The 18,438-nt window shown below is 41.4% G+C and carries 16 protein-coding genes; 10 read left to right on the top strand and 6 right to left on the bottom strand.

Going from position 1 to position 18,438, the window contains the following annotated elements:
• Positions 1–5 precede the first annotated feature (5 nt).
• From cysS to RDV49_RS00515, 5 genes are all read left to right on the top strand, one after another.
• On the top strand, positions 6–1,349 hold the full coding sequence (cysS, locus tag RDV49_RS00535) for a cysteine--tRNA ligase (protein ID WP_003010059.1): 1,344 nt from the start codon (positions 6–8) through the stop codon (positions 1,347–1,349).
• Complete coding sequence (locus RDV49_RS00530; RefSeq protein ID WP_003010060.1) at positions 1,342–1,740, top strand: Mini-ribonuclease 3; 399 nt, start codon at positions 1,342–1,344, stop codon at positions 1,738–1,740. The genes cysS and RDV49_RS00530 overlap by 8 nt, the downstream gene beginning before the upstream one ends.
• On the top strand, positions 1,737–2,597 hold the full coding sequence (locus tag RDV49_RS00525; protein ID WP_003010062.1) for a helix-turn-helix domain-containing protein: 861 nt from the start codon (positions 1,737–1,739) through the stop codon (positions 2,595–2,597). The genes RDV49_RS00530 and RDV49_RS00525 overlap by 4 nt, the downstream gene beginning before the upstream one ends.
• Positions 2,598–2,721: 124 nt before the next feature.
• A complete protein-coding gene (locus RDV49_RS00520; protein ID WP_003010064.1) occupies positions 2,722–3,852 on the top strand; it encodes an ABC transporter ATP-binding protein in 1,131 nt (376 codons plus the stop codon).
• A gap of 66 nt (positions 3,853–3,918) precedes the next feature.
• Complete coding sequence (locus tag RDV49_RS00515; protein WP_003010066.1) at positions 3,919–5,586, top strand: alpha-glucosidase; 1,668 nt, start codon at positions 3,919–3,921, stop codon at positions 5,584–5,586.
• 316 nt (positions 5,587–5,902) lie between these two features.
• Here RDV49_RS00515 and RDV49_RS00510 read toward each other — a convergent pair whose 3' ends face one another.
• Together RDV49_RS00510 and RDV49_RS00505 are read right to left on the bottom strand one after the other, a co-directional pair.
• Positions 5,903–9,133, bottom strand: a complete 3,231-nt coding sequence (locus tag RDV49_RS00510; RefSeq protein ID WP_003010069.1) for an LPXTG-anchored zinc carboxypeptidase — start codon at positions 9,131–9,133, stop codon at positions 5,903–5,905.
• Between the two features lie 114 nt (positions 9,134–9,247).
• Complete coding sequence (locus RDV49_RS00505) at positions 9,248–10,210, bottom strand: aromatic acid exporter family protein (RefSeq protein ID WP_003010072.1); 963 nt, start codon at positions 10,208–10,210, stop codon at positions 9,248–9,250.
• 96 nt (positions 10,211–10,306) lie between these two features.
• On the opposite strand from RDV49_RS00505, the gene rlmB reads away from it, so the two are divergent.
• The 5 genes from rlmB (at position 10,307) to rpsI (ending at position 13,439) form a co-directional block, all read left to right on the top strand.
• Positions 10,307–11,035, top strand: a complete 729-nt coding sequence (gene rlmB, locus RDV49_RS00500) for a 23S rRNA (guanosine(2251)-2'-O)-methyltransferase RlmB (protein ID WP_003010074.1) — start codon at positions 10,307–10,309, stop codon at positions 11,033–11,035.
• Between the two features lie 18 nt (positions 11,036–11,053).
• Positions 11,054–11,566 carry an NYN domain-containing protein gene (locus RDV49_RS00495; RefSeq protein WP_003004212.1) on the top strand — a complete coding sequence of 171 codons (513 nt, stop codon included), beginning with the start codon at positions 11,054–11,056 and terminating at the stop codon, positions 11,564–11,566.
• Positions 11,566–12,429 carry a DegV family protein gene (locus RDV49_RS00490; RefSeq protein WP_003010076.1) on the top strand — a complete coding sequence of 288 codons (864 nt, stop codon included), beginning with the start codon at positions 11,566–11,568 and terminating at the stop codon, positions 12,427–12,429. The genes RDV49_RS00495 and RDV49_RS00490 overlap by 1 nt, the downstream gene beginning before the upstream one ends.
• Positions 12,430–12,581: 152 nt before the next feature.
• Positions 12,582–13,028, top strand: a complete 447-nt coding sequence (gene rplM / locus RDV49_RS00485; protein ID WP_002876943.1) for a 50S ribosomal protein L13 — start codon at positions 12,582–12,584, stop codon at positions 13,026–13,028.
• An 18-nt stretch (positions 13,029–13,046) separates the two neighbouring features.
• On the top strand, positions 13,047–13,439 hold the full coding sequence (gene rpsI, locus RDV49_RS00480) for a 30S ribosomal protein S9 (RefSeq protein ID WP_002893764.1): 393 nt from the start codon (positions 13,047–13,049) through the stop codon (positions 13,437–13,439).
• A 110-nt stretch (positions 13,440–13,549) separates the two neighbouring features.
• Here the strand turns inward: rpsI and RDV49_RS00475 are convergent, their stop codons facing one another.
• The 4 genes from RDV49_RS00475 to RDV49_RS00460 all read right to left on the bottom strand — a co-directional run bounded on the left by RDV49_RS00475 (position 13,550) and on the right by RDV49_RS00460 (position 17,868).
• Positions 13,550–14,767, bottom strand: a complete 1,218-nt coding sequence (locus tag RDV49_RS00475) for a tyrosine-type recombinase/integrase (protein ID WP_003010078.1) — start codon at positions 14,765–14,767, stop codon at positions 13,550–13,552.
• A gap of 70 nt (positions 14,768–14,837) precedes the next feature.
• Positions 14,838–15,098: a helix-turn-helix transcriptional regulator gene (locus RDV49_RS00470; RefSeq protein ID WP_003010080.1), complete on the bottom strand. Its 261-nt coding sequence runs from the start codon at positions 15,096–15,098 to the stop codon at positions 14,838–14,840.
• Between the two features lie 233 nt (positions 15,099–15,331).
• The gene (locus tag RDV49_RS00465) at positions 15,332–16,678 is read right to left on the bottom strand and encodes a hypothetical protein (protein ID WP_003010082.1); all 1,347 of its coding nucleotides are present in this window, start codon (positions 16,676–16,678) and stop codon (positions 15,332–15,334) included.
• Positions 16,679–16,812: 134 nt separating this feature from the next.
• Positions 16,813–17,868, bottom strand: a complete 1,056-nt coding sequence (locus tag RDV49_RS00460) for a site-specific integrase (protein ID WP_310744359.1) — start codon at positions 17,866–17,868, stop codon at positions 16,813–16,815.
• Positions 17,869–18,438 lie beyond the last annotated feature (570 nt).

Here is an 18,438-nt window from a genome sequence, read left to right as displayed (position 1 = left end):
GAAGCGTGTTAAAAATTTATGATACCATGTCTCGTGATTTGCGAGAATTTATCCCCATCGAGGAAGGAAAGGTCCGCATGTATGTTTGTGGGCCAACGGTTTACAACTATATCCACGTAGGGAATGCCCGTTCAACGGTAGCCTTTGACACGATTCGTCGCTACTTTGAGTATCGTGGCTACGAAGTTGCCTACATTTCCAACTTTACAGATGTGGATGATAAGATCATTAACCGTGCCAAGGAAGAAGGCATCACTCCTCAGGAAGTGGCAGACAAGTACATTGCTGCTTTCCGTGAAGATGTGACGGCTCTTGGAGTGAAACCTGCAACCCGCCACCCTCGTGTGGTCGAGTTTATGGAAGACATCATCCGCTTTGTCGCTGACTTGATCGAAAAAGGCTATGCTTACGAGAGCCAGGGAGATGTCTATTTTCGTGTGGAAAAATCCAACAACTATGCTAAGTTAGCTAATAAAACCCTGGAAGATTTGGAGCTAGGCGCTTCAGGTCGGACAGATGAGGAAACGGCTCGCAAGGAAAATCCGGTGGATTTTGCCCTTTGGAAAGCTGCCAAACCAGGAGAGATTTCTTGGGACAGCCCTTGGGGACCTGGTCGTCCGGGTTGGCATATCGAGTGCTCAGTCATGTCAACGGGGATTTTAGGGGATACTATTGATATCCACGGTGGTGGAGCCGACCTTGAGTTTCCACACCATACTAATGAAATCGCTCAATCAGAAGCTAAGACAGGAAAAACTTTTGCCAATTACTGGATGCACAATGGCTTTGTCAATATTGATAATGTCAAGATGTCCAAATCATTGGGCAACTTTATCACGGTGCATGATGCATTGAAGACTATTGACGGCCAAGTGCTTCGCTTCTTCTTTGCGACTCAGCACTACCGCAAGCCCATTAACTTCACAGAAAAAGCTGTACGCGATGCGGAGACTAACCTCAAGTATTTGAAAAATACTTATGAGCAACCTTTCGCCGGAGAAGTGGATCCAGCAGACTTACAAAACTTTGTGGACAAGTTTATTGCGGCTATGGATGAAGATATCAATGCCGCTAACGGAATCACCGTTGTCTTTGAATTGGCCAAATGGATCAATTCAGGTCACTACAATCAAGACGTCAAGGATGCCTTGGCAAAGATGTTAGAAGTCTTTGGAGTGGTCTTTGTTGAAGAAGTTTTGGATGCGGATATTGAAGCCTTGATCGCTGAACGTCAGGAAGCGCGGGCTAAGAAAGATTTTGCCCGAGCAGATGCGATTCGCGATGAATTGGCTGCGCAAGGAATCAAGCTCTTGGATACAAAAGAAGGCGTAAGGTGGACACGTGATTGATGTCAATCTAATCAATGGCATAGCCCTTGCCTTTGAAGGGGATGCGGTCTATTCCATGTATATTCGCAGGCACCTAATTTTTCAAGGGATGACCAAGCCCAATAAGCTTCACCAGACTGCAACCCGCTACGTCTCTGCCAGAGCTCAGGCTAGCTTGATTGAAAGCATGCTGGAGCAAGAAATTCTGACAGAAAAAGAGTTGGAGATCTACAAGCGCGGTCGCAATACCAATAGCCATACCAAGGCCAAAAATGCGGATGTCGTGACTTATCGTATGTCGACAGGCTTTGAAGCCGTTATGGGCTATCTTCATATGACGGGTGAGCTTGCTCGTTTAGAAGAATTGATCAACTGGTGCATCCAGCAAGTAGAAGAAGGAAGAAAGCAGTGAAAAATATCAGAGAGTGGTTTCCTCATGCAGAGGTGACGGATCAAGCCAATCCACCAGCTGGTTATGTAGCCGTTCCCCTTCAGGCTCATCAATGGTTGCTGCTGAAGGAAGAAGAGCTAACCGAGCGAGAAAAACAATTGATTTCCTGGTTGGGCGGTGAAGAAGAGGTTGCCCCTAATCCTTGGTACCAATACCTGATCGATGGAAAGGGAGAAGCCCCTCAAGTCATCAAAAAAATGCAGCTCGTCTATTGCCACATCTCGCATTCAACAGCGGAAGGGACAGCTTCTTGGTTAGAGATGATGCAGACACTCTTGCCCAACTTCCGAGCAACCTTGCAACTGAGTGGGCAGGACTATGTGCTCATTCTGGACCAAGACCAGTCTTTGCCTGTGGCCGATATCTTAAAAGATACCGTCTCTGCCATGGAGTATGACTTCAATATTCGTTTATCTATCCTGGTCGGACAAGTATGGACCGAGTCTAAAGACGGGAAAGTGTCTCCTGTCATCCGAGCAGAACAGGCTGTCTTTCGAGCTTGGATTCGAGAAGGCCATCAAGGTGTCTATCGCTTTTCTCAACTCTATCTGTGGGGAATCGAGCAGGCAGATTTGGATCTCACTCCAATCAAGGCAAGCTTGCATCAGTTGATTGAAAGTCAAGATCGATTGCAAGACATCATTGTTGCTCTTTGGGACAATGGGGCAGTCGTCACCAAGGCCGCCCAGCAACTCTATCTCCACCGTAATTCGCTCCAATACAAGATTGACAAGTGGGAGGAGTTGACGGGGCTTCAGTTGAAAAATCTGACAGATCTAGCCCTGTGCTATCATTTAGTTTTACAAGATGTGATTTAAACGGAATCAATCCAGAGTTTTGTGCAACTTGCACAAAACTCTTTTTCTTTTTTGTGAGACTTGCCATAGATTTGTAAAACGTTTTCATTTACAATAGAACTATAAAAATCAAAGGAGTACCATCATGGTAGAATTGAATCTTAGTCACATTTATAAAAAATATCCAAATAGCGAACATTACTCAGTTGAAGACTTCAACTTGGACATCAAAGACAAAGAATTTATCGTTTTCGTAGGTCCTTCAGGATGTGGTAAATCAACGACTCTTCGTATGATCGCTGGTCTTGAAGACATCACAGAAGGTGAATGTTCCATCGATGGTACTGTTGTAAACAACGTAGCACCTAAAGACCGTGATATCGCCATGGTATTCCAAAACTACGCTCTTTACCCACACATGACTGTGTACGATAACATGGCCTTTGGTTTGAAATTGCGTAAATACAGCAAGGAAGATATCGACAAACGTGTACAAGAAGCAGCTGAAATCCTTGGCTTGAAAGAATTCTTGGATCGTAAACCAGCTGACCTTTCTGGTGGTCAACGTCAACGTGTGGCCATGGGTCGTGCCATTGTCCGTGATGCAAAAGTGTTCTTGATGGACGAACCTTTGTCAAACTTGGATGCTAAACTTCGTGTATCCATGCGTGCTGAAATTGCGAAAATCCACCGTCGTATCGGAGCTACAACGATCTATGTAACCCACGACCAAACAGAAGCGATGACATTGGCTGACCGTATCGTTATTATGTCTGCTACTAAAAACCCAGCTGGTACAGGTACTATCGGACGTGTAGAACAAATCGGTACTCCGCAAGAAGTGTATAAGAACCCTGTGAATAAATTCGTAGCTGGATTCATCGGAAGCCCTGCCATGAACTTCATTAACGTGAAATTGGAAGGTGGACACATCGTTGCCAATGGATTGAACTTGAAAGTTCCAGAAGGTGCTTTGAAAGTCTTGAAAGAAAAAGGCTATGATGGTAAAGAATTGATCTTTGGTATCCGTCCAGAAGACGTGAATACAGAAGCTGCTTTCCTTGAAACATTCCCAGAATCAGTCGTGAAAGCAACCATCTCTGTATCTGAGTTGCTTGGTTCAGAATCTCACTTGTACTGCCAAGTTGGTGACAACGAATTCATCGCTAAAGTAGATGCACGTGACTACCTTGGAACTGGTGAAACCATCGAACTTGGATTTGACTTGAACAAAGCTCACTTCTTCGACAAAGAAACTGAAAAAACAGTATACTAATACCTACTGACACTGTAGAGACTGAGACGATATGTCTCAGTCTCTTTCATTTTAAGGAGACAAAACATGGAAAAAGACTGGTGGAAGGGGAAGGTCGCTTATCAGATCTACCCAAAAAGCTTTAAAGATAGCAATGGTGATGGCGTTGGGGATTTGAAAGGAATCACGAAGAAACTCGATTACCTTCAAAACTTAGGAATTGACATTCTCTGGTTATCGCCTATTTACAAGAGTCCGTTTATTGACCAGGGCTATGATATTTCAGACTACTATGCCATTGATCCTATTTTTGGAACTATGGAAGATATGGAGGAGCTAATTGCTGAAGGTAAGAAGCGGGGCATTTCTATCATTATGGACTTGGTGGTTAACCACTGCTCCAGTCATCACGAGTGGTTCCAAAAGGCTCTATCAGATCCAGATGGCCCTTATGCAGATTACTTTTATTTCATCGAAAGTGACAAGGAACCCAACAACTGGGAAAGTTACTTTGGAGGCAGTGTCTGGGAACCAGTTCCTGGCACCAACAAATACTATCTCCATTCTTTTCACAAGGATCAGCCAGACCTTAATTGGCAAAATCCTGTCTTGCGCGAAGAAATTTACAAGATGATCAACTGGTGGTTGGACAAGGGAATTGCGGGCTTTAGGATCGATGCTATTATCAATATCAAAAAAGATCTAGAATGGCGTTCGCTTCCGTCTGATCGCGAAAATGGCTTGGTCCCAGTACCGGAGTCTCTAGTGAATGCCCAATCGATTGAACCTTTCTTGCATGAGTTAAATGAGCGAACCTTCGCCAAGTACAATGCCTTCACAGTAGGGGAAGTGTTCAATGAAACCGACGAAGAGTTGCATTTCTTCATTGGAAAAGATGGCGTTTTCTCATCGATCTTTGATTTCAAACAAACCTGCTTAGGGCAGGAAGGAAAGGGCTGGTTTGACCATAGTCTTCCAACAGCAGATGAACTCAAGGAAAGTATTTTCCAAGCGCATGAGCGCGCGGATAGCATTGGGGTTCTCTCGACGATCATTGAAAACCACGATGAGCCTCGTGGGGTGTCCCATTATATTGCTGAAGGTCCAGTAAACGACACCAGTAAAAAAGCCCTAGGAACTATTCAGGTTTTGCGCAAGGGAATTCCGTTTATCTATCAAGGCCAAGAAATTGGAATGGAAAACCAAGTCTTTGAATCAGTAGAGGACTTTGATGATATCGCGACCATCAATGGCTATCATGTCGCTAAAGAAGCTGGTTTGAGTGAGGAAGAAGCCTTAGCAGTGATTGCCAACTACAGCCGGGACAATGCGCGAACACCCATGCAATGGTCAAGAGAGCCAGGTCTGGGCTTTAGCGATGGGTCAGCCTGGTTGATCAGTCCCAAACCAGATGTTGCCATCAATGTGGAAGACCAGGAAAAAGATCCAGATTCTATTTTGAATTATTACCGTCAGCTGACGGCCTTGTATCGTCATCCCCTCTATGGAAATACCATCCGGTTTGGAGATATGATCCCAGCTTATCGGGACCGCGAGAATATCATCGCCTTCGAACGCCGTGGGGACAAGCGTCTCTTGGTGATCAGCAATTTCCAAAATCGCCAGGGCACCTTGGAGTTGCCAGCTCCGATTAAAACAGTCGTTTTAAATAATACAGCAGGATTATTCCAAGAAGGAGACCAAGTGCTCGAATTGACCCCTTACCAAACTGTTGTGTTGGAATTGGTGGAATAGAAAAGAACCTTCGCAGACGCGAAGGTTCTTTTGAAGATATATCTTTTGAAACTTTCCTTAGGTGAGTACGGACGTCAGCGAACTTCTTCGAAGTTCCATGACTAATTATTGAGCCTGAGGTCTCAATAATTCCGCGTGCTTGAAACATAATAGTTTCAAGCACTTTTCTCACGGCGGAAAGTTTCAGTATAAGACTGAATACTGCTAAATACTAGAGCGAGTTTTATACCTTTTGTCTAATTTCTTAGATTATTTCATATGAAAAATTGATTTTCTATGAAAAGATGAACTTGAAATTCATAGCTAGTCTAAAATCTTACTCAACTTCTTTCTTTTTCAAGAGGAGGAAGCCTCCGCTAACGGCTAACAAGAAGCCTGAAAGAATGAAGTGTGCGGTTGTGTCTTCTCCAGTTTGTGGCAATTGTGCCTTGGCTGGACTTTCTTGGAAGCTTTGTCCTACTTGGTAAGTCAAGGCTTGCACACTTTCTCCATTTTCAGTTGTCATTTCTTTTTGTGGAAGGAGGACTTTAGGAGTCTCCTTCTTGGCTAAGATTGGCTGTGGATTGGTTGTTTGGTTATGAATTGGAACCACCACTTGATCTGGTTCTTTAGCTGGAACGTAATCCATCAAGCTTGCTAACTTGTTGCCAAAGATCGCATTGGTTACCCAGCGGAAGAAGTGGACAGGGTGTTGACGGTTGGTTGGATTTCCTGCATAGACAAAGAGTGGTTGTCCCATCAGTTCTCCAGAGATGGCCATGACTTTGTTGGCCAGAACATCATTATTTGGCCACCAACCTGCAATATAATAATCGCTCGGAGCGATGCTCATCAAGGTCTTGAAATGCTCTGGAACCTTTTCAATCCAGTTTCCTGAGTTGGAGTAGAAGAGGGTATTCTTCTTGTATCCGCTGGTCAATGGATCCTGATCATCAATGATGGCTTTCATCAAGCCTTCGTAGTCACTACCGCCTTTTAGTTTTTCAGCGTCAAATCCTGCAAGAACTCCCAATTTTTCCAATTTTTGCATGGCTTCCCCACCAATGACAAGGGTTGGTTTCTTACCAAAAATGGAAGCGTCAAAGCGGTTGCTTTCCAAAATAACAACATCTGCTTCTTCTGGAGTATTGACGATTTGGAAGCCTAATTTTTCAAGGACCAGACTAGTATGAGCAGGAGCATCTACTCCGGCCCAATTATAGTGGTAGTTCGGAGAGTAGACCTTCATCGGTTTCAAGGTTGGTCCGCTTGGTACCTTGTAGAGGGCATCACCATAAATGGCATAGTTTGGTAGGAGCGAAGCAAAGGTATCGCGGTCAACGATGTAGCCATCGTCTGTTAGGTAGACAGATTTTCCTTGCGCGATGGCCTGGTTAACAGCTTTAACGGCACTGGCTGAGGTATTTGCGATCACATAGTAAGGAGCTTTTGGATCGATTTCAGAGGTACGAGTCGCGCGGGTGGTGGTAACTTCTCCTAATTTTCCGTTGAAAAGACCATCCGCAAAGACAGGTTCGGACTTGAACCCTCTCATATCTGGGAAGTTGACCAGCAACTCTGCGTACATAGCAGCCCAGGCAGATTCGTTGGAGCCCTTGTAGAGAATGTGGTTGGCATAGCCACGTTTGGCTTGGGCCATGTCAATGACTAAGTCCCCTTTTTTATAGTTGCCAATATCTTCTTTGAGTTCCTTGACGAGGACACCATTGCGTTTGAAGTAGTCGATCATATTGAAGGCTTCTTGTGCATCGTTGTCTTTGTCGAGGCTCATTGGGATGACGTAGTAGTCTGGGAAGAATTTCGGACGACCGTTTTTCACCCGTCCAACGATTTCTCCATTTGGGCCGACCAGTTCATTTTCGGCTTTTGGATCTTCGGTTTTATTGAGACCGCGCAGGTAGAAGTTGAGACGCATCTCAAGGAGACGGTCCGGATCTTGGTTGAGGAAGTCAATTCCGCCTAGGACAGCATTGCGACCTGCTTTGTAGGATTCTTCATTTCCTTCTGGAATTTCGATGGTATGGCCTAAGATACCATGGTAGACAGCATAAACTCCTGTATAGCCAGAGAAGGAGTCATCCCAGCCATCGCCCCAATCCAATTTAGGAATGATGTAACTATCGTATTTAGAATTGGCAACTCCTGCCCGTCCCATATGATGGGCATTTTCTAGCATCAGATCTGACAGAAGATCGTATTCAAAGTTTGGATCATGTGGAGGTGTTGCAGGTTCGATTAAGAATTCTTTTACAAAACCGTGTAAGTCGTAGAGAGCGATCGGATTCCACTTGTTGATCATTTGGATGACGGTCCGGACTTCAGGGTTGGTTTGGTAGCTGGCATCCCGGTTTGGATCGAGCCCGTTTGCTAGGGCCCGCAGGTTGAGAGCATCTCCATCTGGGTTTTCCGTGAAGTCAAATAAGAAGATGAATTTATTGAGCAAGGTTGGAATATCTAGCGTGACAGTTTTAGCATTTCCAGCTTCATCTGTGGTGTTAAAGGTCACCTTTTCCTTGGTCGCAAAGGTATTAAAGAGGCCTGTGATGATGTCGATCCCTGGCTGCTCATCCGCGTGGGTGTTGTGGACTAAGACAGGTAGTTTGTAATCCAAGGTCTTGTCCTTCAGTGCAGCCAGCATTTCGCTTGGTTTGGTCAAAGCTGTAGGATTGGTGCTAGACAGGTAGTGATCGATGCTGGCTTGGTCCTTACTCACAATTCCCATCTTCATGTCCCGGCCTTGGGCGCTCTTACCAAGGGTTTCTAACTGCACCAAACGATCGGGTTTCGCTTCTTCCTTGGATTTTTCGATAGCAGCGAGCATCTCTTCATGTGTATGGTAGTCTTGGTAAGGTCGAAAAACAAGAGTTTTATTGATGGTCACACCCAAGTCTGCATTGGTTCCGACCAGTTCATGGTTGCCGATGTAGTTGCGGTAAGTTCGGCGAATATTATTTGGGCTACGAAGACTGAGATCTTGACCAAAGAGATCCTGCACGTCAATGTGGAGATCTAAATCATTTCCGTTAGCAGTCTCTGTGATAGTAAGGAATGGATCCTTGCTCAGGGTTCCAGTCTCCATATCCCAGGTTTTCCACTCAGAGAGAGGCTTGTTGTCCAAGGTCCAGTTGATCTTGCCAGCAGCTTGAGCTTTTTCTTGGACTTTGTCAACAATCGTGCTCTTTTCAGAGAGATAAATGGTGCTATCAGCCAATCGTGTCGCTTGGTCAGTGGTTGTTGTAGCACGGTTAGTGCTTGGACTAGCGGCTGGAGCAACTTCTGTAGTAGAAGCCACATCAGAAGACGCTGCTGTTTCTACAGAAGTGGCAGGGGCTGCGGTGTCTCCTTTTTCAGCTGTAGCAGGACTGGCAGTCTCAGCTGTCACAGCTTGCTCAGTAGCGGGTGCCGCTTCAAGGACCGTGCTTGGCTCTGTTTGAGGCGCTTCTAAGCTATCGGCTGAAACTTGGCCATGTCCGATAACGGAAAGCAAGACAGCAGCTGAGAGGCTGAGCGTCGTAGTGTACAAATGTTTCTTATATGAAGACTTCATATAGAAGACCCTCCTTAAAAAGTTATTTTCTTGTTCTAGTATACCATTTTAGGAAAGCGTTTTCAACAGTTACCGCGATAAAGAAGCCTTTGCATTTGGCAAGGGCTTCTCTGTCTATACTGTCTCCTGATGAAATTGTTGGTAAAAATCAACCTTTACCTGAATGAAGGTTTCTAAATCTCTTAAGAGTTGAAGCAAGGTGGCGCGTGTTTCGAATTCTTCCCGAGTCTTGGGCAAGGGCCGTTCGCGGAAGATCGCCAAATACTGAGTAATATCATCTAGAAGATCTTGGGCAGGATTTTCCTGACTTAACTGTTGCGCAGTCTTCTTAAAAAGTTGAGCCAGGATCATACTTTCACTCGCTGCTAACTGACAGCGGTTGACGTTTTCTGCCATATCCCGCAGGATGTCGTTTTGACGCTTGCGCATTTCGAAGTAGTGAATGTGGTAGTTGGTTTGATGAAAGAGGTGGTTGGAATGGTCCAGATAAACGAGATTTAAAGCGTCCTTTAGGATACCATCCAATTCCTTGATCAAGCGGGCATCGTTGCGACCATCCCCTTTACCAAGTAATTCCGCAAAACGACCAAGGATCTTTTTCAGTTGGTCTTCGACAACATCATGGTAGTGATCAATCGCAGCCTGATTAGAAGGCATATAGAGATTGGCCAGCAGGGCAAAGCTGGTCCCGATTAAAAAGAGGGCAAGTTCATTGAGCAAGAGCCCCCAGGAAGTAGACTGCTCAATCAAGAGATGGGTGACGAGGACCGTACTAGGGGTGATGCCGATCTGCCAGCCCATTAGAAAGGCACAAGGAACATAGAGAGCGATAAAGACTCCCAGTGCCCAAAGGTTGAATCCAAAAAAGGAAAAAGCGATACTTCCGATCACAAGGGCCAGCAAGGTCGACATAAAGCGCTGGTAGGCTTGCTTGATGGTACTGCGACGCGTATCCGAGATACTCAAGATGGCAATGACGCCAGCTGAGATGGCATAGGTCAAGCCTAGAGCATAAGCAAGGGCCGCTGCTAAACAGGTGGCCAAGGTGAGCTTGATGGTTCGTTGAAAAAGAGGCATGGCTTCCTTTCTAGTTTGGTTCGTTCATTGAGATAGATTTGATTTCATTATATCATGAATTGGCCTCTTCCTCCTTTCTTGTGGTATACTAGTTCTATGGAAAATAACGATATCGTATACGGTGTCCACGCAGTCACCGAGGCTTTACAAGCCAATACAGGCAATAAATTATATATTCAAGAAGATCTCCGAGGGAAAAATGTCGACAAGATCAAGGCCTTAGCAGCTGAGAAAAAAGTGTCGATTTCTTGGACGCCAAAGAAAACCCTGCAGGAAATGACAGAAGGAGCTGTTCACCAAGGCTTTGTTCTTCGAGTGGCAGCCTTTGCTTACACCGACTTGGCAGCGATTCTGAAACAGACAGCCCAAGAAGAGAACCCGCTTTTATTGATTCTCGATGGCTTAACAGATCCGCACAATCTTGGATCTATCTTGCGGACAGCTGATGCGACCAATGTCTCAGGAGTCATCATTCCTAAGCACCGAGCGGTTGGGGTGACCCCAGTGGTGTCAAAAACTTCTACCGGAGCAGTGGAACACATTCCCATTGCGCGTGTGACCAATCTTAGCCAAACCTTAGACAAGCTAAAGGAAGAGGGCTTCTGGATCTTTGGAACCGACATGAACGGCACGCCATCTCATCAGTGGAATACGGCTGGCAAGTTAGCCTTGATCATTGGCAATGAAGGAAAAGGGATCTCAGCCAATATCAAAAAACAAGTCGATGAGATGATCACCATTCCCATGAATGGTCATGTGCAAAGCCTCAATGCCAGTGTGGCAGCAGCCATCCTTATGTATGAGGTCTTTCGCAATCGACTATAATCCTAGAAAGGCAATGATATGAAACGAAAAATCTTATTGGTTGACGGCTATAATATGATTGCCTTTTGGCAGGAGACCCGCCAGCTCTTTCAAAAAAGTGAGCTCGATGCAGCCCGCAATATCCTCCTGCAAAAACTGAGCCACTATGCTAGCTTTGAAGGAATCGAAGTCATCTGTGTCTTTGATGCCCAGTATATGCCAGGAGTGCGGCAGACCTATGAGGAGTTCAATGTTCAGGTGGTCTTTACCGGTGAGGATGAGACGGCAGATGACTATATCGAGCGCTTGGCGGCAGAGCTTAACACGCCCCTCCACCAAGTATCAGTAGCGACCAGTGACTTAAATGAGCAATGGACCGTCTTTGCTCAAGGAGCTCTTCGGGTATCTGCCAGAGAGTTAGAAAAACGGGTCGCAGTCGTCAAAGGAAACCTCAATCAAGCGCAGCGAGTGGTTAACGATCAAAAACCACCCATGCGACCGCTCGATCACGAAGTATTGCGACAATTACAAGAAATGATGGGAGACAAGTAATGACATTTGCTATTTTAACCGATTCGACCGCAGATTTAGACCAAAACTGGGCCAAGGAACATCAGGTGACCATTCTTGGCTTGACCATTGAGTTAGATGGGACGGTTTACCAGACAGTAGGCCAAGCTCAATTGACCAGCCCGGAGCTTTTAGAAGCCATGAAAAATGGGGCCAAACCGACAACCAGTCAGGTCAATGTGGGCCAATTTCAGGAAACCTTTAAACAATTTGCCAAAGAAGGAAAAGATCTGCTTTATGTGGCCTTTTCATCAGTCTTATCTGGGACCTATCAGAGTGCAGTCATGGCACGAGACCTGGTTTTAGAAGACTACCCGGAAGCCGTGATCGAGATTGTCGATCAGAAGGCTGCTGGGATTGGAGAGGGTTATCTGGTCATGCGAGCAGTAGCTGCGCGTGATGCAGGTCGTTCATTAGCAGAAGCCAAAGAAGAAATCATGGACCTAGCGCCAAAACTGCGGACTTATTTCCTAGTTGATGACCTCTACCACCTCATGCGTGGCGGCCGTCTCTCAAAAAGTGCCGCGATCATGGGAAGTTTGGCCAGCATCAAACCCATTCTCTGGATAGATGCGGAAGGGAAATTAGTCCCTATTAGCAAGGTTCGGGGACGCAAAAAAGCTGTCCGGGAATTACTGGAGCTGATCAAAGCAGATATCGGTGAAAGCACAGCCTTGGTATCTTATACCAACGATCTAGAAGGAGCCGAAGCACTGAAGCAAGAAATGCTTGCGCTTGAAGGCATCGATGAAGTTCTCGTGATGCCTCTTGGACCGGTTATTTCAGCCCACGTCGGCCCGAATTCCTTGATCGGATTTGTCATTGGAAAAGAAAATCGCAAATAATTTTCCAAATCGGTTGACTTTTATCTTAGAATTTTGATACAATAGTAGGCGGTATTGTTTACCCCATTTGTAAGGCCCCGGAACCTTTCAAATAACTTGCGGACCGGAACATCCGCCCTGTAAACAAAAACGACATTCATATAGGAGAAATCATGAACAAAACTACATTCATGGCTAAACCAGGCCAAGTAGAACGCAAATGGTACGTTGTTGACGCAACTGATGTACCTCTTGGACGCCTTTCAGCAGTTGTTGCTAGCGTGCTTCGCGGAAAAAACAAACCAACATTCACACCTCACACTGATACAGGTGACTTCGTAATCGTTATCAATGCTGAAAAAGTTAAATTGACTGGTAAAAAAGCAACTGATAAGATCTACTACACTCACTCAAACCACCCAGGTGGATTGAAATCAATCTCTGCTGGTGAACTTCGTTCTAAAAATGCAGTACGTTTGATCGAGAAATCAGTTAAAGGTATGCTTCCACACAATACTCTTGGCCGCGCTCAAGGTATGAAATTGAAAGTATTCGTTGGAGCTGAGCACACTCACGCTGCACAACAACCAGAAGTTCTTGATATTTCAGGACTTATCTAAGGAAAGGAACAATAAAGTATGTCACAAGCACAATATGCAGGTACTGGACGTCGTAAAAACGCTGTTGCACGCGTTCGCCTTGTTCCAGGAACTGGTAAAATCACTGTTAACAAAAAAGATGTTGAAGAGTACATCCCACACGCTGACCTTCGTCTTGTAATCAACCAACCATTCGCAGTTACTTCAACTGCAGGTTCATACGACGTTTTCGTTAACGTTGTAGGTGGTGGATACGCTGGTCAAGCAGGAGCTATCCGTCACGGTATCGCTCGTGCCCTTCTTCAAGTAGACCCAGACTTCCGCGATTCATTGAAACGCGCAGGACTTCTTACACGTGACTCACGTAAAGTTGAACGTAAGAAACCAGGTCTTAAGAAAGCCCGTAAAGCTTCACAATTCTCAAAACGTTAATCAATACGATTATATCAACGTTTCGAAACACTTCATGGTTCACACCATGGAGTGTTTTTTTGATGATTTTTAGCAAAATTCACACCACTTTTCACACCAAATTCACACCATTACTTTTTAAGATTACGAAAGGCAATTTCTCCAACAGCCATTGGGATTACGTTTGAAGTGTTGACATAAGTCTTAGTTGTAATCGTATCACTATGAGTGAGTGCTTCAGAAATAGCTTCCATAGAGGTTCCAGCCTGTTTAGCGAGTGTAGCTCCTGTATGTCGTAATTTATGAGGGGTTGCATGTGCGAGTTCTGGATGTCGACGCTTAACAGATTTCATCTTGTTGTTAAGATAATCAGCATGGAGACAACTGTTTACATTTCCCTTTGTATCAATATACGTAAAAACATACTGTTCAGGAGTTTGCATGATGTTAAATGAAGCCAGTTCAGATTTTTGTTGCTTCTTCCAAGAATTTAACAAGTCGGTAAGTTCTTGTGGAATCGAAAAAATCGTCTTTTTATTCCCTTTAGTTGACTTTCGATTTTTATATCGATCTAAGGCTTGAAGCAATTGAATTTGTTGATTTTTGAAATCAATATGTTTCCATTGCAAAGCGTAGCTCTCTGACTTTCTATCTCCTAAAAAGAAGGTAGTATAGAACAAAACATAGTCTTTGAATAGAATTTTTTCAGTCTCCAAATCCTTTTCAAAAGCTGTAAACCATGCTTGAAGTTCTTCTTGAGATAGATATAAATCTTCATCTTTTTTAGATTCCTGTAGCTTGATTTTCTTAGTGGCTTTGATACGGCTTATAGTTTTTGATAGGCGATTAGTTTCGATATACTCTAATTCTTCTGCCCAGTCAAAGATAGAGTTAACGTAGCTCCTGATAACTTTGAAATTTGCATATTCTTCAGCCTTTTGAGTCAATAAATTTAGTACAACTTGCTTATTTTGATTAAGAAAATCAATAGGATAATTTCCAAGCAAGGGGAGGATATGTTTTCTAAAGACAATTTCAGTACCGTCAATAGTAGCTTGTGAAGGTGGTTTTGTGGTAGATGTTGTTTGACCTGCTTTATAGGATTCCCACCAAATATTGTGATAAAAATCGGAAAAGAGGATTGAACCATTTGTTTCCAATGAGGTTGAATCTCCGCTTAAAATTTTATCAATCCTGTTTTGTAATTCAAGTTCGTATTTTTTAGCCTCACTCCTTAGTTTGAAACGTTTTTCAATCACTTTTTTATCAATTCCCAATGATGATTTGACTTCTTCTGGGATATAGATACGTAAGCGATAAGTTCCATTTTTAGTTTTTGTAATTGACATAGTATTCTCCTTTTTTGAATTGAGCTAGAAAAATACCGTGGCTTAATTATATCAAACCACGGTTATAATGCTACTGATTTTGTAACCAGCGATTGATTTCTGTTTTATCAAATCGAACGGTTTTTCCAACTCGAATAACGGGTAATCCCTTTTTTATCCAAGAATCCAGTGTATTGTTTGAAATTCCTAGATAGTCACAGGTTTGTTTCTTATTTAAAAAAGGGCTGTCAAAATGACTATTGTGCAATTTGTTTTTAATTTCTTGTTCAATTAGATTGCCTAACAACCGTTTAATTTGATGAATTTGTTCATCGGGTAGGATAACTTGCATATTGCTCACCTTTCTTGAGTAATCTTTAATATTGTGAGATAATAGCAACAACAGAAATAGTTGTGCTATTTTTGTTGATTTTTGGGGTTATCAATGTTGGTTTGGACGCTAGAATTGATAACCTTTTTATTTTCCGCTGATTCATTTTTTTCCTCCTTATGTACACCACCTTTGTGTACATATTTTTAAATGCTTGCTGAAATGCAGGCGTTTTTGGGATTATCTACTCTATTTTAATTATCTAAAATAGCGATAAATTTTTTCTTTGAAAATCTCTCTTTAAGTTTACAATCAACTTGATATTCAATATTTCTTTTCATTTTTTTAATTGTTTTTTCAAAAGTTTTAAGTTTTTCTTTCTTAGAAAAGTTCTTAAATCTTATTTTATGGAAAATAACTGACGTAGAATTGGTATGAAAACCTAGGCCAGTATTACGAGCGTCTTCTAAGCTTATAAACATTAAATTAATAATATCTAGAACTTGCCACGAAACCATTGGGGGTGATTGACAGTTTTCTTTTTGAAATGTTTTTAATAACGTTCTTTTTGTTCTAGCTTTATTTTTAATAAAAGTTGGATTCATGAAAGTTATAATTTCTTCATCGATCATCAGTGGTTTTAATTCCTCACTACTATAATTTTCTAACTCGAGAATAAATTGAGGAATATATCTTTGAGAACTATAGTTTGAAAAAGTGTCGTGCAGTTTTTTTTCACATTCTTTTATTGAACTTTTAATAGCTTTGATATATTGCAAAGAAGCCAACATTAAGTGATTCTCTAAATATTCTATTATTTTTTGATCTGTTAGATCATTGATTGTATTTAGACCCAATTCCTGTTTGATCTTTTGATTTTTTAGTGTTAATTCAAATCTTTGAACATCGACGTTCTCTAAACTAGAATTTTTTCTTCTGATCTGACGATTAACCTTAGCTTTTTCAATTTTGTTGTAAAGTACATATGATGCGTCTTTTCTACTTTTGCAAGTGAGAATTGAGTACTCACTATTATTTTTTTTATTCTTATGCTGAATAAAATTCGGGCTCCTTCCTAAAGATAGACATTCTATTAAAAATCGTCTTACCTGTAAATGTGGCTTCTTCTCAAATGAAACAGTAAATGCTAGTTCGATTAATTTGAAGATAGCATCTTTGTACGTAATACTAATTCCATATTCATTTTTAATCAATAGGATTGCATTTGCTAACCTTTGCTTTATTCCGTGAATACCGACTGTTCCGAAATTTAATGTCGGATTAATTAATTCTATCCTAGCATATTCTTTCTTATATCCCGATTCATCAAAAGAAATAGTAAGTTTACCAAATTTTTCAGATTTAATTTCTATTTGAAGAAGTTTGTGGTTAGAGTTGTAGAATACTTTTGTATCTTTTTTACTATTAATAGTAGTAAAGTTGAGAATGTCAATGTTGAAATCAATGAGAGATAATTCACATTTGTCGATTCCCCAAAAGTTAGATTTTTTTGAAAAACACTTTTTAATTTCTTTCTCATTTTCCAACATTTTTGCCTCTTTTTCTAGTTTTTGTATGGATGAACTTTTATTGTGAATCATATTTTTAAATTTCCTTTCTTTTTTTCATAAAATATCACTAATAAATTTGGATAATAATAGTATGCCGCAAAAACGTTCCAAAACTGTTTTTTTCCGTTTTTTTTTCTTCATTTTTTAGTCGAAAATGAGATACTTTAAAGAATATAGTTAGTCACTGTGACGGATAGACGCCAGTGGGAAAGATGGAAGACCGAGACAGCCATCAAGGCTAAACGATTATATTTTGTAGGCAGTGCTGAATTTAAGGCTTTTTTATAGTTTGATCCACGAATTTTATAAGGTTCATCTCTTAGTTCATTAATGAAGTTTTTCTTTTGTTTCTCAAATTTCTTTAATGATTTATCCCTTAAATTTTGGTGGCCAACCTCCCAACGTTCTATTAAAAAATTTTTTAAATTCACCTTGAAATTAGGATTATCTTGGAGCTTCTTCAAGTAGAAGTAATAACACTCTCTTGCATGTTGGGCTCTCATCCCATGTAGATTGATTAGATTATTCATTTCTACATCTGTAAAGATATAATCATCCTTTTGTTTATTTTTAAAGGTATCGAGGACGACTGGAACATCTTGAGGAAGAATAAGTTGAGGTTGAAATTTTCCTCCCTTTCCACGCTGAACTAAAACATAGTAATTTCCATTATTATCTTTTCGAATATCTTTTCCTTTTAATTTTTTTAATTCGGATCTACGAATCCCAACTGCCCGCTGAAAATTAACCAGCCGAGAGAAGCGAGAGTCTGTTTCTTGATGCTTACCTTGTGAGTTTTTTGATTTTACACGACCTCGGATAATTTTGTCACTGGAACGCTTGTCTTTTCTAATTCTATTCATGTTGATATCAACTGCTTTGCAAATAGGTGCTAAATAAGTATGGATGGTAGCAACAGAGTATTGTTTTGGATCATCATTTAGATCTAGTTGGTATAGTTGAATCACTTCTTCAGTAATATCTGATTTTTTTTTAATATTGTGTTCTTTAGCCCACTTTGTAAAGCGAGTAATTGCTCTTTTATAGCTTGTCCTCGTTCGATTGTTTGTGATATTTTTTGAAGCTGCAATAAATAAATCGTGCTTGAGGGAATTTCTTTTTCTTGGCATTATACATTCCTTTCTAAAATAATTACATATTATTGTTAAACTGCCTCCCACCCTTTTTAATAAGCTGGGTATGCTTTTGATACTTCCCATCGAGGCTAACTCTTGAAGTTTAATGTTTGCGATAGATTTTCAGTACTCACCGTGATCTATGTTTGGAAGGATCATAAAGATGTCATTGCTTGTTCGAGCTTATAAAACTTTTCTATTTTACTTTTTTTATTACATTATTTTTTTGCTTTGCTAAACTAGTTATTTTTTTAGTTTTTACTTTTATTTTTACCTTTTTTATTTTACTTTAAACACGTTTTTCTTTACTTTTTATCTACTAAATGGTTATTCTTTACTTCATGTTATTCAGTAGAGAATAACCATTTAGATTTTCTTTCTTTTTTTCTTAGCTTTTTCCTTTGCAATGACTAGCATATGAGAAATAAGTACGTTAACCGTGCCCGGTAACTTACTTTCTCACCATATGACTAATGGCTCTACTTATTCAACTTAATTTATAATAATAGTATGCCATATTTTGATAAAAATAAAGATAGAAGAAAAACATCGTTATTTTAGGAATGGAAATGTTGTTTTTATTTTTACAGAAAAATGGCATAATAATAGTATAGATAAAAAAAGAAAGGCAGTGGTGAACTGTCTTTTTTTTAT

This window comes from Streptococcus parasanguinis, assembly GCF_031582885.1.
GTDB classification, from domain to species: Bacteria; Bacillota; Bacilli; order Lactobacillales; family Streptococcaceae; genus Streptococcus; species Streptococcus parasanguinis_M.
This window is presented reverse-complemented; position numbering and strand designations above follow the sequence as displayed.

Coding starts and splice junctions, on each gene's coding strand:
- RDV49_RS00510 (WP_003010069.1), bottom strand. CDS start 9,133: ATGAAGTCTTCATATAAGAAACATTTGTACACTACGACGCTCAGCCTC.
- RDV49_RS00520 (WP_003010064.1), top strand. CDS start 2,722: ATGGTAGAATTGAATCTTAGTCACATTTATAAAAAATATCCAAATAGC.
- RDV49_RS00475 (WP_003010078.1), bottom strand. CDS start 14,767: ATGTCAATTACAAAAACTAAAAATGGAACTTATCGCTTACGTATCTAT.
- RDV49_RS00465 (WP_003010082.1), bottom strand. CDS start 16,678: ATGATTCACAATAAAAGTTCATCCATACAAAAACTAGAAAAAGAGGCA.
- RDV49_RS00495 (WP_003004212.1), top strand. CDS start 11,054: ATGAAACGAAAAATCTTATTGGTTGACGGCTATAATATGATTGCCTTT.
- rplM (WP_002876943.1), top strand. CDS start 12,582: ATGAACAAAACTACATTCATGGCTAAACCAGGCCAAGTAGAACGCAAA.
- RDV49_RS00460 (WP_310744359.1), bottom strand. CDS start 17,868: ATGGGAAGTATCAAAAGCATACCCAGCTTATTAAAAAGGGTGGGAGGC.
- RDV49_RS00505 (WP_003010072.1), bottom strand. CDS start 10,210: ATGCCTCTTTTTCAACGAACCATCAAGCTCACCTTGGCCACCTGTTTA.
- RDV49_RS00490 (WP_003010076.1), top strand. CDS start 11,566: ATGACATTTGCTATTTTAACCGATTCGACCGCAGATTTAGACCAAAAC.
- rpsI (WP_002893764.1), top strand. CDS start 13,047: ATGTCACAAGCACAATATGCAGGTACTGGACGTCGTAAAAACGCTGTT.
- RDV49_RS00515 (WP_003010066.1), top strand. CDS start 3,919: ATGGAAAAAGACTGGTGGAAGGGGAAGGTCGCTTATCAGATCTACCCA.
- rlmB (WP_003010074.1), top strand. CDS start 10,307: ATGGAAAATAACGATATCGTATACGGTGTCCACGCAGTCACCGAGGCT.
- RDV49_RS00470 (WP_003010080.1), bottom strand. CDS start 15,098: ATGCAAGTTATCCTACCCGATGAACAAATTCATCAAATTAAACGGTTG.